This is a genomic window from Acidobacteriota bacterium (assembly GCA_035471785.1).
Taxonomy (GTDB): domain Bacteria; phylum Acidobacteriota; class UBA6911; order RPQK01; family DATIPO01; genus JANQFM01.
Genome location: DATIPQ010000159.1, coordinates 1 through 13,899 on the forward strand (window position 1 = coordinate 1; position 13,899 = coordinate 13,899).

Sequence of the window (13,899 nt, forward strand, 5' to 3'; positions counted from 1 at the left end):
GCCCTCATGCGTCTTATGGGAAGGACATCGGCTCTCAGGTCCGATGCTCTTGAAAGGCTGGTTGCGGGGGGGGGATTTGAACCCCCGACCTTTGGGTTATGAGCCCAACGAGCTACCAGACTGCTCCACCCCGCGTCAGGAACTATGAAGTCTACGTGAAACCCGAGGGGGTTGTCAAACTGAGATGGTGCAGCGCGTCAAAGTTTGAGCCTGCCCGTTGCGTTATTCCACGCTTACAGCGTTCGGACCGTGGCTGTCCGGTACCCAGGGTGGCGCCACCGTCTCGCTTGCGCTCGCCGGGGCTGACCCTGGGCTAGCGAATGGCTCCCCTTAAGGGAGCTTGTGCTTGACATTCAACACTGTCGCTGCCTGCCCTCCGAAGCCTTGGCGAAGAAGGGCGCTAACGAATCTGTCCCTCTCAGGGACGAGAAAGGAGGGCCCTGGCTTTGAGTCCGGCGGCACTAGTTGGAATCTTCTTCGGCTTCGCCTTCGGGCTCGGCGTCCATGGCGCAGCGGATGCCGGTGCCGCTCTGCATGCCGGCCGGAAAGCCGATACGCGTGAAGAGACCGATCTGCGAACCCTTCAAGGCGTATGATCCGCCCCGCACCACCTGCAAGTTCTGCGAATAGACGTTGCGGTCGTTGCGGGAACGGGCCGGAGAATTGGGATAGGGCTTGAGCAGGCTGGAGGTCCATTCCTGAGCGTTGCCCATCATGTCATAGACCCCGAAGTCGCTCTTGTCTTCGGGATTCTGGCCTACCTCCATGGTGTCCGAGAAGCCCCGTTCGTTGGTGTTGGTCTTGGCGGGGTCCCACTCATCGCCCCAGGGATAACGGGAAGCGTTCTCGCCGCGGGCGGCCACCTCCCATTCGATCTCGGTGGGAAGGCGCTTGCCCTTCCATTCGCAGAAGGCCTTGGCGTCGTCCAAGGTCACGTTGGCCACCGGCTTGAGTTCCTTGCCGGGAGCGTAGTAGCTGCGCCAGTCGCCCTGGATCTTGTATTCGCGGTCTTCGGCGATGTCAAAGTTCAGGAACTGCTCGTAGGTTACTTCAAAGACGTCGATTTTGAAGGGTTCAACTTCGACGGTGTGGGCGGGTTCGTACCATTGAGGCTGACCCTTCACCTTGTCAGATCGCCAGTCGCTGCCGATCGTATACTCTCCCCCAGGAATCGAGACCATGGGAGCCTCGAAAGGATCGGGCATCTCATCGGCAGGATCAGGGGCAATAGCCTCCCCGGCCCCTTCAGCCGCCTCTTCGCCTCCCCCGCAACCAAACGTCAACACAGCCAATATCAGCAGGAAGATCGTTTTTCTCATGGGACAATTTTATAGCACTTCGCAAAGGACGAGGCAACGCAGGCTCTGTGAGACAGCCGGCCCTTGAAGGGCAATCAAGTTACAGCATCCTATCCGGCGATTTCGCGGACGCTTTGCAGGGCCTTTTCGTAGTCGGGCTGGTCGGCCACCTCCTTGACGTACTCGACATGGCGGATCTTGTTGTCTTCGTCGACCACGAAGAGGGCACGGCAATCGAGGCGCAGTTCTTTGATCAACGTTCCGTAAGCCTGTCCAAAGGAAGCGTCCCGGTGATCCGACAGCATGATGATGTTCTTGACCCCCGCCGATTCGCACCAGCGCTTTTGGGCGAAGGGAAGGTCCATGCTGACGGTGTAGATTTTGACGTTGTCGAGGCTGGCGGCTTCTTTGTTGAAGCGGCGCGTCTGGATGTCGCAAACGGGGGTGTCGAGCGAAGGCACTACGCTCAGGATGCGCACCTTGCCCTGCAAGTCTGACAACCTGACCGGCTGCATGTCGGCGCCGATGGTCACGAAGTCGGGAGCGTCCTGCCCCTCCTCCAACTCCGGTCCCACCAGGGTAAAGGGATTGCCGCGCAAGGTGACCGCATCTGCTCGTTCTTGACTCATCTATTTCCTCCGTACTCTTGGTTTCCGGCGAATCGGGACGGAATGCATCTGATGAAGACTGCAAGTCCCGGCAGTCCCGATGATTGTAAGGTTTAAGGCGCGACTGTCAAATGGTCGGCGCCGCCTTGGCCGCCATGAGACCTCAGCGTTGAGCGTGGTACTCCTGCAGACTCTTGACCCTGATCTGTCCGCGCTGAAAAGCACGGATTGCCTCCACCGCGGCCTTGGCGGCGGCGATGGTGGAAATGCTGGTGAGGTCATAAGAAATACAGGCCCGCTGAATGGCTTTTTCGTCGTAGAAAGAAGCCCGGCCCAGAGGCGTATTGACCACCAGGTCGATCTTGTTGCTGCGGATCAGGTCGACGATATTGGGGCGTCCTTCGTTGACCTTGAAGACTTCACGGCTCTCCACTCCGGCTTCCCGCAGGGCCAAGTGGGTCCCGTGGGTGGCTACGATGTCGAAGCCCAGGTCCTGGAACCCCTTGCCCACCTCGCCGACGAATTCCTTGTCGCGCTGATTGACGCTGATAAAGACGGTTCCGGAACGAGGCAGGACCTGTCCCGCGGCGGCCTTGGCTTTGAAGTAGGCCTCGCCGAAAGTCTGGTCGGCCCCCATCACCTCTCCGGTGGAGCGCATCTCCGGACCCAGGCTGGTGTCGACTCCGGGAAACTTGTTGAAGGGGAAGACCGGAGCCTTGACGAAGAAGGCGTCCCGGTACTCGATGTCGTCCGTCAACCCCAGCTCAGACAGTTTCTCGCCCGCCATCACACGGGCGGCCAGTTTAGCCAGCGGGATGCCCGCGGCTTTGGAAACGAAAGGCACGGTCCGGCTGGCGCGGGGGTTGACCTCGATGACGTAGATCTTGCCATCGGCCAGAGCGTACTGGATGTTCATGAGCCCGATGACCTTGAGCGCTTCAGCCAAGCGGCGCGTGTAGCGCTTGATGGTCTCAAGGTGCTCCCGAGCCACCCCGATGGGAGGCAGCACCATGGTGGAGTCGCCGGAATGGATGCCGGCTTCTTCGATGTGTTCGAGGATGCCTCCGATGACGGTCGTCTCGCCGTCGGAAACGGCGTCGACGTCGAATTCCACGGCGTTTTCCAGGAAGCGGTCGACCAGAACGGGACGCTTGGCGGATACGTCGACCGCCGAGTCGAAGTAGGCTTCCAGGGACTCTTCGTCATAGATGATGGCCATGGCGCGTCCGCCCAGCACGTAGGAGGGCCGCACCAGCACCGGAAATCCCAGGCGCAGGGCGATCTCGCGGGCTTCTTCCAGCGAGAGAGCCGTGCCGGCATCAGGCTGGGGGATGTCGCACTCGCGCAGCAGGTTGCCGAAGAGCTTCCGGTCCTCCGCCAAGTCGATGGAGTCGGGCGAGGTTCCGATGATGGGCACGCCGTTGCGGGCCAGGTCTTGGGCCAGCTTGAGAGGCGTCTGGCCGCCGAACTGCACGATCACGCCCTCGGGCTTCTCGTTCTCCATGATGGCCATGACGTCCTCGAAGGTGAGGGGCTCGAAATAGAGGCGGTCGGAAGTATCATAATCGGTGGACACCGTCTCGGGGTTGCAGTTGACCATGATGGTCTCGTAGCCCTTCTCGTCGAGGGCGAATACGGCGTGGCAGCAGCAGTAGTCGAACTCGATGCCCTGTCCGATGCGGTTGGGTCCGCTGCCCAGGATGACGACCTTCTTCTCGTCGTCGGCCCCCGATTCGTCCTCGCTCTCATAGGTCGAGTAGAGATAGGGGGTGTAGGACTCGAACTCGGCGGCGCAGGTGTCGACCCGTTTGAAGACGGGCAGCAGGCCCTTTTGGCGGCGATACTTCCAGAGGTCGATTTCGTCCAGGGGCTGACCGTGGCGGGCCGCCAGCACCTGTGCCAGGCGCAGGTCCGAGACCCCTTCCTGCTTGGCCTTGGCGAGGAGCTCAGGACCGAGATCGTCGAGCGAACGCCCGGCCAGGCTCTGCTCGAAGCGGACGCACTGGCGCATCTGCTCCAGAAACCAGGGATCGATGCGGGTCAGCCGGTGGATCTCCTCCAGGCTCATGCCGCGGGCGAAGGCCAGGCGCAGGTAGAACATGCGCTCGGAATTCGGCCGCACCAGGCGGTTGCGCAGTTGCTCCGAGTCGAGCTGTTCGTAGGCCAGCGTGTTGTCGATCTCCAGCGAGCGCAAAGACTTGAGGAAGGCCTCGCGAAAGGTGCGTCCGATCGACATGGCCTCGCCCACCGACTTCATCTGGGTGCCCAGCGTGTCCTCGGCGCCGCGGAACTTCTTGAAGTTCCAGCGCGGGAACTTGACCACCACATAGTCGAGGGTGGGCTCGAAGCTGGCCGGCGTCTTGAGGGTGATGTCGTTGGGCAATTCGTCCAGGGTGTAGCCGACGGCCAGCTTGGCGGCGATCTTGGCGATGGGAAAACCGGTGGCCTTGGAAGCCAGCGCCGAGGAGCGGCTGACGCGGGGATTCATCTCGATGACCACCATGCGTCCGCTCTCGGGATCGACGGCGAACTGTATATTGGAGCCTCCCGTCTCCACCCCCACCCGGCGGATGATGCGCAGCGAAGCGTCGCGCATGGCCTGGTATTCGCGGTCGGTCAGCGTCTGGGCGGGCGCCACCGTGACCGAGTCCCCGGTGTGGACGCCCATGGGGTCGATGTTCTCGATGGAACAGATGATGACGACGTTGTCGTTGAGATCGCGCATCACCTCGAGTTCGAATTCCTTCCAGCCCAGCACCGATTCTTCGATCAGCACTTCATGGATGGGCGAGAGGTGAAGTCCGCGGCCCACGATTTCCTCGAACTCCTCGCTGTTGAAGGCGATTCCTCCCCCGCTTCCGCCCAGGGTGTAAGAGGGACGCACCACGGCGGGCAGTCCCACTTCCCGGGCGATCTGGTGGGCTTCCTTCATGTTGTTGGCGAAGCCCGAGCGGGGCACCTCCAGTCCGATCTCCTCGATGGCGGACCGAAACTGGCGCCGGTCTTCAGCCACCCTGATGGCCTGCAGGTTGGCGCCGATCAGCTCCACGCCGTAGTCGTTGAGGACGCCGGCTTCGGCCAACTCCACCGAAAGGTTGAGGCCGGTCTGTCCGCCCACCGTGGGCAGCAGAGCGTCGGGACGCTCCTTGGCGATGATCTCGGCCACGTACTCCTTGATCAGCGGCTCGATGTAGGTGCGGGTGGAGAGTCCCGGATCGGTCATGATGGTGGCGGGATTGGAATTGACCAACACCACCTCGTATCCGTCCGAAAGCAGGGCCTTGCAGGCTTGGGTTCCGGAATAGTCGAACTCGCAGGCCTGTCCGATGACGATGGGGCCCGATCCGATGATGAGGATTCTCTTGAGGTCGTCTCGCTTGGGCATCTAGTCTTCCCAACCCGTGCGCCCTTCCAGAAGAGCGATGAAATCGTCGAAGAGGTAGAGCGAATCGCGGGGTCCAGGCGAAGCTTCAGGGTGGTACTGCACCGAAAAGACCGGCTCTTTGCGCAGGCGCAGCCCTTCAAGGGTCTGGTCATTGAGATTGATGTGGGTGAGTTCCACATCGCTGTCGGGCATGGAATCGGCGTCCACCGCGAAGCCGTGATTCTGGGAGGTGATCTCGACCCGTCCGCTGGAGAGCCTCTTGACCGGCTGGTTGGCCCCACGATGTCCGAATTTGAGCTTGAAGGTCTTCCCTCCCAGGGCCAATCCCAACACCTGGTGTCCCAGGCAGATGCCGAAAAGCGGCTTTTTGCCGATCAGTTGGCGGATGTTGCCGACGATGGGTTCGAGAGGTTCGGGGTCTCCCGGCCCGTTGGAGAGAAAGATGCCGTCAGGGTCGCGCCGCAGGACGTCCTCGGCGGGCGTGTGGGCGGGAACGACTTCCACCCGGCAGCCCCGCTTGGCCAAAGAGCGCAGGATGTTGCTCTTGATGCCGAAGTCGTAGGCCACCACCGAGAAGCGTTGCTCGCCCTGGGGCTGGACAAGATAAGAGTCGTCCACCGTCACGTCGCGCACCAGGTCGGTGCCCGTCATGGGCGGATGGGCGTGGATGCGCTCGAGCAGAGCGTCGCTGTCGACCTCTCCCGAGGCCAGGCCGCCCCTCATGGCGCCTTTCTCCCGGATGTGGCGCACCAGCGCCCGTGTGTCGATACCCGAAATGGCAGGCACGTCGTAGCTCTGCAGATAATCGTGGAGGGAGCGGTCGGCCCTCCAGTTGCTGACGATGGGCGAGACCTCGCGCACTACGAATCCGGCCACGAAGGAGCGGCGCGACTCGTCGTCCTCAGGATTGGTGCCGTAGTTGCCGATCTGAGGCTGGGTCATGATGACGATCTGCCCGGCGTAGGAAGGGTCGGTGAGCACCTCCTGATAGCCGGTCATGGAGGTGTTAAAGACAACCTCTCCCAGGCTTTCGCGGACGCTGCCGAAGCTCTCTCCATGAAAAGCCCTGCCGTCTTCAAGCAACAAAATGGCGGGTCGGTCAGGCATAAGACCCCTCGCTTCAACATGTCTGCCAGGGGCGAGCATCATGCCATATCGAGGGGGTGGGCTGCAAAGCCCCGGGACTGGCTGACAAGGGCCGCCAACTGCTAAGATCGGCAGCGATCGATGAGCGATTTTTTCCACTTCGACGAGACCCTGCTGAGGCTTTCCCTGTCTGATTTGTGCAGGCGGGCGGGAGATGTGCGCGATCGAGCAAAGGGCCGCGTCATCAGCTTTTCGCCCAAGGTCTTCATTCCCCTTACCCGGCTGTGCCGGGACGCCTGCGGTTACTGCGTCTACCGCCGCAATCCCGACGCCAAGCCCCCTTTCATGGAACTCGAAGAAGTGCTGGACCTGGCGGGGCGAGGCGAGCGGATGGGATGCCGGGAGGCCCTTTTCGTCCTGGGAGAACGTCCCGAGGATGCCTACCCTGAAGCGGACCGCTGGCTGCGGCGCCGCGGCTATGCCTCAAGCATCGAGTATCTCGAATCGGCCTGCAAAGCCGTCCTCAACGAGACCGCACTGCTGCCCCACAGCAATGCCGGAACCCTGGGCGAAGAAGAAATGAGACGCCTGGCCACGGTCAACGTGTCGCTGGGCCTGATGCTGGAGAGCACCAGCCGACGGCTGATGGAGCCGGGGGGAGCGCATGAGAAGGCCCCCAGCAAGAACCCCTCGCTGCGCCTGGCCCAACTGGAACAGGCGGGACGCCTGGGAATCCCCTTCACCACCGGCATCCTGATCGGAATCGGGGAAACGTTCCGCGAGCGGCTGGAGGCCTTGCAGGCCATCGCCCGGTTGGACCGGCAGTACGGGCACATCCAGGAAACCATCGTCCAGAACTTCCGCCGCAAAGCCGGGACTCCCATGGCCTCCGCCTCTGAGCCGGGTCAGGACGAGATGCTGAGGACGCTGGCCCAAGCCCGCCTGATCCTGGGCGCTGAAGCCAACCTGCAGGCGCCGCCCAACCTGGCGCGGGGCGGTTATCTCGAGTATCTGGAAGCCGGCATCAACGACTACGGCGGGCTTTCCCCGCTGACCTTCGACTGGGTCAATCCCGAGGCGCCCTGGCCTCACCTGCGCCAACTGGCCAAGGAGGTGGAGGAGCGAGGATACCTCCTGCGTCCGCGCCTGGCAGCTTATCCCGAATACCTGAAAGCGGAGTGGCTGCCCGATGACATGCTGCGGGCGGCTCGGCGAGAAGTCGACGCCCAGGGCTATTGCCTGCACAGCCCCTTATCTGAGGCTGCCCGGCCCAGGAAAGCGTCGGCCTCCTTACCAAAGGTGCACGGCCAAGCTCGTGACGAGGTGCGGAGGTGCCTGGAGCAAGCCCTGGCGGGAGGAGACCTGGAGGACTCCCAGGCAGCTCTGCTGCTGCAGGCTTCCGGCCCCGATCATGAAGCCCTGCTGGCGGCCGCCGACCACCTGCGCGAAGAGCAGTGCGGCCGGGACGTCAGCTACGTGGTCAACCGCAACATCAACTTCACCAACGTGTGCGTGAAGGGCTGCCGCTTCTGCGCCTTTTCGCGGGGGTTCCGCAGCCGTCAGGGCTACTGGCTGCCCACTTCGGAGATCGTCCGCCGGGCCCGCGAGGCAGCCGAGTTCGGCTGCACCGAGATCTGCGTCCAGGCCGGACTGCCGCCCGACATGGAGGGCGACTTCTACGTCCGCCTCTGCGAGGCCCTCAAGACGGCATTGCCCGAGATGCACATCCACGCCTTTTCGCCCGAGGAGGTCCTTTACGGGTCGCAGCGCTCGGGACGCTCCGTGCGCGACTATCTGACCGACTTGAAGGCGGCGGGCGTCGGGAGCCTTCCCGGCACCTCGGCGGAGATCCTGGTGCAGCAGGTGCGCGACCGCCTGGCGCCGGGACGCATCAGCGTCGAGCAATGGGCCGAGATCATCACCTGCGCTCACGAGCTGGGAATCCCCACCACCTCCACCATCATGTACGGGCACATCGAAACGCCTTTGCAGTCGGCCCGTCATCTGCTGCTGCTGCGCGACATCCAGCGCCGCACGGGCGGCTTCAGCGAGTTCGTTCCCCTCAGTTTCGTCTCCCGCGAAGCTCCCATGGTGCGGCGCGGGCTCATTCCCGAGTCGCGCCTGGGCGCCACCCGCCGGGAAGTCTTCAACATGCACGCGGTGGCCCGCCTGGTGCTGGGGGCGGACATCGCAAACATCCAGGCCTCGTGGGTCAAGGAAGGATTCTCGCAGGCCCGCGATCTGCTGGCGGCGGGGGCCAACGACTTGGGCGGGACGCTGATCAACGAGAGCATCTCCACGTCGGCCGGGGCCGAGCACGGTCAACTGGCCACCCCCGCCCGCCTGCGCCGCCTCATCCGCAAGGCGGGGCGCCTGCCCGTCCAGCGCGACACGCTCTACCGCAAGCTGCAGCGCTTCTCCGACCCCGCTCAAGACCCGCAAGAGCCGCTCGACCGGCTGACTGCCGAGTCCTCCCAGCGCTTCGGCTCTTACCAAACGCTCATCCAGGACTCCCGCTTTCCCTTCCGCGCCGGAGGAACAGGTCTAGAGCCTCGTTAGGAGTAGCGAGCGACCTCATACCGCCGAGGGCAATTGAGCCTTCGCCGCGGTCGCTGAAACTTGACCCGTGTGTGAACTTGTTGGCCACCTAGTGGCCCTAGTTGGCCGTAGAGAACTCGGGCCGGCGGAAGTGAGAGTATCGCCGGGTGAGACACGTTATTCTCTAGGTAAGCCATGAACTTCTCTCAGCGAGACGCGGCCATCGCCTTGCCCAGCATTCTTGTGTTGCTGGCGGTGGCCTTCGGACTCATCAGTCAATACGGTGCGCTGGAATCGCTGCGTCCCAGCGGGGAGAGCGATCTGGAGGACCGCACCCGCACCATACCTGCGCGCCTGTGGCAAGATCCTCTGGAGGCGGTTCAGACCGCCCTCGCCCAGGAAAACGCTCCTCCCTTGCTCGAGGCCAAGGGCCTGCGCGACGAAATCGCCAAACGGCTGGAGAAAAAAGCCGGAGTCCAGGTGCTGGCGGTCACATTGCGGGGAAACGATTACTCGGAAAGCCGCGAAACGCGCCTGCGTACACGCCACGCCGTGCTCACCGGACTCGGCGCCATGGGCTACTTCCCTACCAACGGAGAGCACATCCAGGCATTGAGGACCACCTTCCAAGTGGACAAAGCGTCTCCCGGCACTCTGCCTTTGAACATTCCGCTGGAGTGGTTCAGCCGCCGGCAAGCCAATGCTGACCCGGCGGCGGGTGAAGAGCAGCCGCCCGGCGGGAAGCAGGGCAAGAGGCGGCCCAGCGACACTCTCGTGCTATGGCTGGACGAAGACCGCTTAGGCGACGGACTCCTCAAGGGGGCTCACCGCTTGTTCCTCGACCTGACTCCGCCCGAGTCGGCAGGCGCGGATGCAGAGGTGGCCTTCGACATCATCGGTCCCACCAACTCGAACGCCTTGCAGCGTTCAGCAGATGCCCCCCGTTCGGCTCCCAAGGACGAGGCCGACCGGCGGCAACGCCCCCTCCGCGACTCCTCCTTCTACTCTCCCTGGTCCACGGCCGAATTGGGCGTGGACTCCGGGGACGAACTGGAAATGGGATTCACATTCCTTCCCATGATAGGAACCGATGCCCAACTCTGCCGCCTGATCGCCGAGGAGTTGAAGATGCGCGGCGTAGGGGGTTCCGGGAGCGCCGTCGTCATGGTGTCGGAGTGGGACACGGTTTATGGACGGCGGCTCCCAAGAGATCTGGAAAGGGAACTCAAGACGGTCTACGGCGATCAGCCGCCCGTCCTCCGCCATCTCAGCTATCTGCGCGGGATCGACGGGCAACGCCCCGGAAAGAAGAAGCCTTCCGGCGATGAAAGTGCCAGTTCGGAGAAGCCCGCTGACCTGCTCACCCGCGGCAGCGACAGCAGGGGCGTCAAGTGGCCGGAAGGAGAATCGCAGTATGACTATCTGCGGCGTTTGCGCAGTTCCATCGAAGAGTTCGCCGGCCAGCCCGCCGAGGACTCCTCCGGAGGGCGCCGGATCGAGGCGATCGGAGTTACTGGAACCGACGTCCACGACAAGCTTCTTGTCCTCAAAGCCCTGCGTGAGGCCTTTCCCACGGCTCTCTTCTTCACCACCGACTTGGACGTGCGCTTTCTCCACCCTTCTCAGCGGCGCTGGACCCACAACCTGCTGGTGGCCTCTCACTACGCCCTGGCGCCGGGCACCGACTTCGCCCGGGGGTCGGGCTCCGCCTCGGCGCAGCTCGAGAAGCAACTGGTGGACGAAGCCGCTCTCTGGCTGCGGGAAACCTCCTCCTTGCCTACGACTTTTCCCCAGTTCCGCTACAGCTACCAGAGCGCCGTCATGCTCTCAGTCTTTGCCGCCCTGCAGGAGCCGGATATCGAATCGCGTGACTTGGCCAGTCCCCGCATCTACGAATTGGGACGGACCCGCCCTCTGCTGCTTAACGCGGAGTTCCGCCGGTCGCTGTCCTGGTTCGGGCTGGCCGTGCCGTTATTGCTCATCTCGCTGCCGCTTCCTCTCTTGCTGCCGGTGGGGCGAATGCCGAAGTCTCCGGCCGGACTGCCCTCCGCTTCCATAAGGGACATCGCCAAGCGGGGCGCACGCCTGTTGCTCTTCGCCCTGGCCCATTCCATACCCTTCGCGGTTCTCTTGTTCCTTTACTTTTGCGACCGCGGCAACGCCAAGGGAGAGCCTCTGTCCTGGGACCAGGGCGTCAGTCTTTGGCCGACCCTCTTTTTGCTGCTGCTGCTGGTCATGCTCTCAGCCTACTTCTTCAAGCGCATCTGGTTCGGGTTCCAGCGCTACCTGGACCGAATCGAAGAACGCTGCTTTCCCTACCCCGCCGAGGAGGAAGAAGATCAAACGGCGGCTCTGGAAGCCGAGGGGAAGAGCGAGAACGCGACCCTCAGGGCCCGCGACCTGTGGGGCGAGTTTCGGGAGCGTGTCGAACCCGAGCCGCTGGGACGCCGAATGGCCCTCTACACGTTGCTTTTGTTGCCGGCCACAACGCTGCTGGTGGTTTTTCTGCCCCGTCGGCCCTTTCGAGGAGATTTAACCTTCGCGCTCGACTCTTCGCTGATTTTCTTGGGACTGTTGGCCATGGCTTACGTGATCACGCTGATGCTCGATATCACCTACTTCAGCTATCACCTGATCCGCTGCGTGGGCAGCCACCGCACCGAGTGGCCAGTCCAGGCAGAGACCGACTCTCAGCCTTCCCAAGTCCTCATCGACATCGGACGCGAGTGGAGAGACATCGACCTGATCAGCCAGCTCACCGAATTCCACAACCGCTTCATCTACCTGCCCTTCGTTCTCCTGCTGGTTTACGGACTGGCCCATCATTACGTCTTCGACAACTGGGTCTACCGTCCCCTGGAACTGATCGAATATCTGGTGGGGATCGCCTTGGCCTGGCTGCCTCTAATCGCCGTCCACCTGGCCGCCTCAGCCGCCAGACGCGATTCTCTGGCGCGCCTGCGCCGGCGCCACGTACAGGCCTGGAGCCGTCCCGAGGAAACACGCCAAATCGAAGACGCCATCCAGGACATCGAAGCCATCCGCAATGGTGCTTTCGCCCCGCTGACTCAGAACCCCATCCTGGGCACCGTCCTGCTGCCCTTCGGCGGCATCGGGGGACTGATGCTCTTGGAAGCGCTCCTGGTCTGACCTCTCACCTCAGCGCGGCGGCTGGATGCGGAAACCCCGGCGGTGACGGGCGCGCAGATTGGGGCGGTCTTTGAGGGTGACGCGCAAGGCACGCCATTGGCCGGGCTCTCCCTCCTTTTCGCGGATGTAGCCCAGCGTGTATTGGAAGCGCATCTGGCGGGCGATTTCCACAAAGGCCGGCAGCAGGTCCTGCAGCCCCGAGGGAGTGTAGATGCGTCCGCCGGTCTGTTGGGCGATCAATTCCAACTGGCTGCGGGCTTCCTGAAAAACGCGTTCGGGAAGCACGTCGAAAGCCCGCCGTCCCCGGCGGTTTTCGCGGTAGTACTGTTCGGTGTCGAGAAAAATGGTGTAGACCAGCGAATCCGATTCCTGGGCCGCTCTGAAGGCCTCCCGGAAGGTCACGCCGCGCGAGGTGGCGTACTGGCCTTGCAGCGTATCGTCCACCCCGTCGGTGAAAACCACCGCCGCTTTGCGTCCGCGCACCTGCCCCAGGTGGCGGTCGAGGGCTTCCTTGAGCGAGTAATAGAAGGAGGTGCCGCCGCCCGAGCGCATCCCCTGAATGGCCTGTTGCATGGCCTGACGGTCATTGGTGAAGGCCTGGATCAGTCGGACCTCGGTGTTGAAGACCGCCAGGGCGATGCGGTCCTCCGGGTCGAGCTGTTCGGTGAAGGCCTGCACGGCCTGCTTGAGCAGGTCGAAATAATCTTCTGTGCTGCCGCTGACGTCGAGCAGCAGGAGAAGGTGAAAAGGAACCTCGGTGCTGGTGAATCGCTCGATCTGCTGCAGGCGGTCTTCTTCCCACACCTGGAAGTCTTCCTCCTGCAAATCGGTGACGTATTCGCCGCTGAGACGGTCTTGCACCGAAACGTTCAGATGGACCCAATCGACTTCCACGGTGAAGCCGGGAGAAGCCTCGGGGAGCGCGGGCTGGCGGACGGCTTCGACCTGGGCGGAGGAGCCGGTGGCATCCTCCCCTTGCCCGTCTTGCCCCGATGTCTGCTCATCGCGGGGCAGGCTGCGCTCGGCTTCGCTGTCGGCCGATAGGGCGGGAGTCTCAGACTCGATCTGGATGCTTCCGTCGTTGGTCTGCAGGGCCAGGCGGGGACGTCCCTCTCCCAGCAGCTTGTGGGCCTCCTTAAACTGGTCTTCGCCATTCCACAGCAGCCGCTTGCCGGCCGCTGCCCGGACGCTCAGATCGAGTCCCGGCCCGAAGTGGCAGCGAATGTTCCCCGATCCGCTGCGCAAGTAGGAATTGCGCCTCAGGTCCTTGCTCAAGCGCAGGCGGGTATCGCCTTCGCGGTTGATGACCCGCAGCAGGCCCGTCACATTCTCGAGGCTCATGTCAGCCCTCAGCGTGTCCACCACCAAAGAGCCCTCGAGGTCGCGCAAGTCGACCTTGGGAGCGATGCCCTTGACCACAACCCCAAACCGCTTGGGCACCCGCACCCGGATGTCGACCGACTCCCCCCGGTTGGCGTAGAGGTAAGAGTGAACATAGACGCTGCCTTGAGACTTCCAGGCGAAGACCTTGACCTGCTCGGCCTCCACCCCCTCCGGCAGGTTGGGGTGGAACCGGACCTCGACCTCATCCTCTTTGTCCCAGGCCGTGACCTGCACAAGCCCCTGGTTATGCCGTACCCGAAGGTAGTTGTCCTTGGAGGAGAGCTTGAAGGTGCGCAGCCCGGCTTGTTGGGCGAGGGACAGTGGGATGAAGCAAAAGAGAAGACCTGCGAAGAGTGAGAACCGTTTCATGGCGTCTTGCCATTCTAACTCCCCCGGCTCGATCGCCGCCAACGGGCTCTTGGAGAGATCGCCGCAAGGAAGCGCCTCCCAC

7 protein-coding genes and 1 tRNA gene are annotated in these 13,899 nt (G+C 63.0%); 2 read left to right on the forward strand and 6 right to left on the reverse strand.

Translation table 11 applies throughout. The annotated features are described in order from the left end of the window. Positions 1-58 precede the first annotated feature (58 nt). From VLU25_22470 to carA, 5 genes are all read right to left on the reverse strand, one after another. Positions 59-135: transfer RNA gene (locus tag VLU25_22470), tRNA-Met, on the reverse strand. Positions 136-461: 326 nt separating this feature from the next. Then, on the reverse strand, positions 462-1,319 hold the full coding sequence (locus tag VLU25_22475) for an SUMF1/EgtB/PvdO family nonheme iron enzyme (protein ID HSR70707.1): 858 nt from the start codon (positions 1,317-1,319) through the stop codon (positions 462-464). An 89-nt stretch (positions 1,320-1,408) separates the two neighbouring features. After that, positions 1,409-1,927: a thiol peroxidase gene (gene tpx, locus VLU25_22480; protein HSR70708.1), complete on the reverse strand. Its 519-nt coding sequence runs from the start codon at positions 1,925-1,927 to the stop codon at positions 1,409-1,411. Between the two features lie 142 nt (positions 1,928-2,069). Then, positions 2,070-5,291 carry a carbamoyl-phosphate synthase large subunit gene (gene carB / locus VLU25_22485; GenBank protein HSR70709.1) on the reverse strand — a complete coding sequence of 1,074 codons (3,222 nt, stop codon included), beginning with the start codon at positions 5,289-5,291 and terminating at the stop codon, positions 2,070-2,072. After that, on the reverse strand, positions 5,292-6,398 hold the full coding sequence (gene carA, locus VLU25_22490) for a glutamine-hydrolyzing carbamoyl-phosphate synthase small subunit (protein ID HSR70710.1): 1,107 nt from the start codon (positions 6,396-6,398) through the stop codon (positions 5,292-5,294). A gap of 120 nt (positions 6,399-6,518) precedes the next feature. On the opposite strand from carA, the gene cofH reads away from it, so the two are divergent. Further along, positions 6,519-8,936, forward strand: coding sequence for a 5-amino-6-(D-ribitylamino)uracil--L-tyrosine 4-hydroxyphenyl transferase CofH (gene cofH / locus VLU25_22495; GenBank protein HSR70711.1), 2,418 nt, complete (start codon positions 6,519-6,521; stop codon positions 8,934-8,936). 174 nt (positions 8,937-9,110) lie between these two features. After that, positions 9,111-12,065 carry a hypothetical protein gene (locus tag VLU25_22500; GenBank protein ID HSR70712.1) on the forward strand — a complete coding sequence of 985 codons (2,955 nt, stop codon included), beginning with the start codon at positions 9,111-9,113 and terminating at the stop codon, positions 12,063-12,065. A gap of 9 nt (positions 12,066-12,074) precedes the next feature. On the opposite strand, the gene VLU25_22505 is transcribed toward VLU25_22500, so the two are convergent. Further along, on the reverse strand, positions 12,075-13,817 hold the full coding sequence (locus VLU25_22505) for a VWA domain-containing protein (GenBank protein HSR70713.1): 1,743 nt from the start codon (positions 13,815-13,817) through the stop codon (positions 12,075-12,077). Positions 13,818-13,899: the final 82 nt, after the last annotated feature.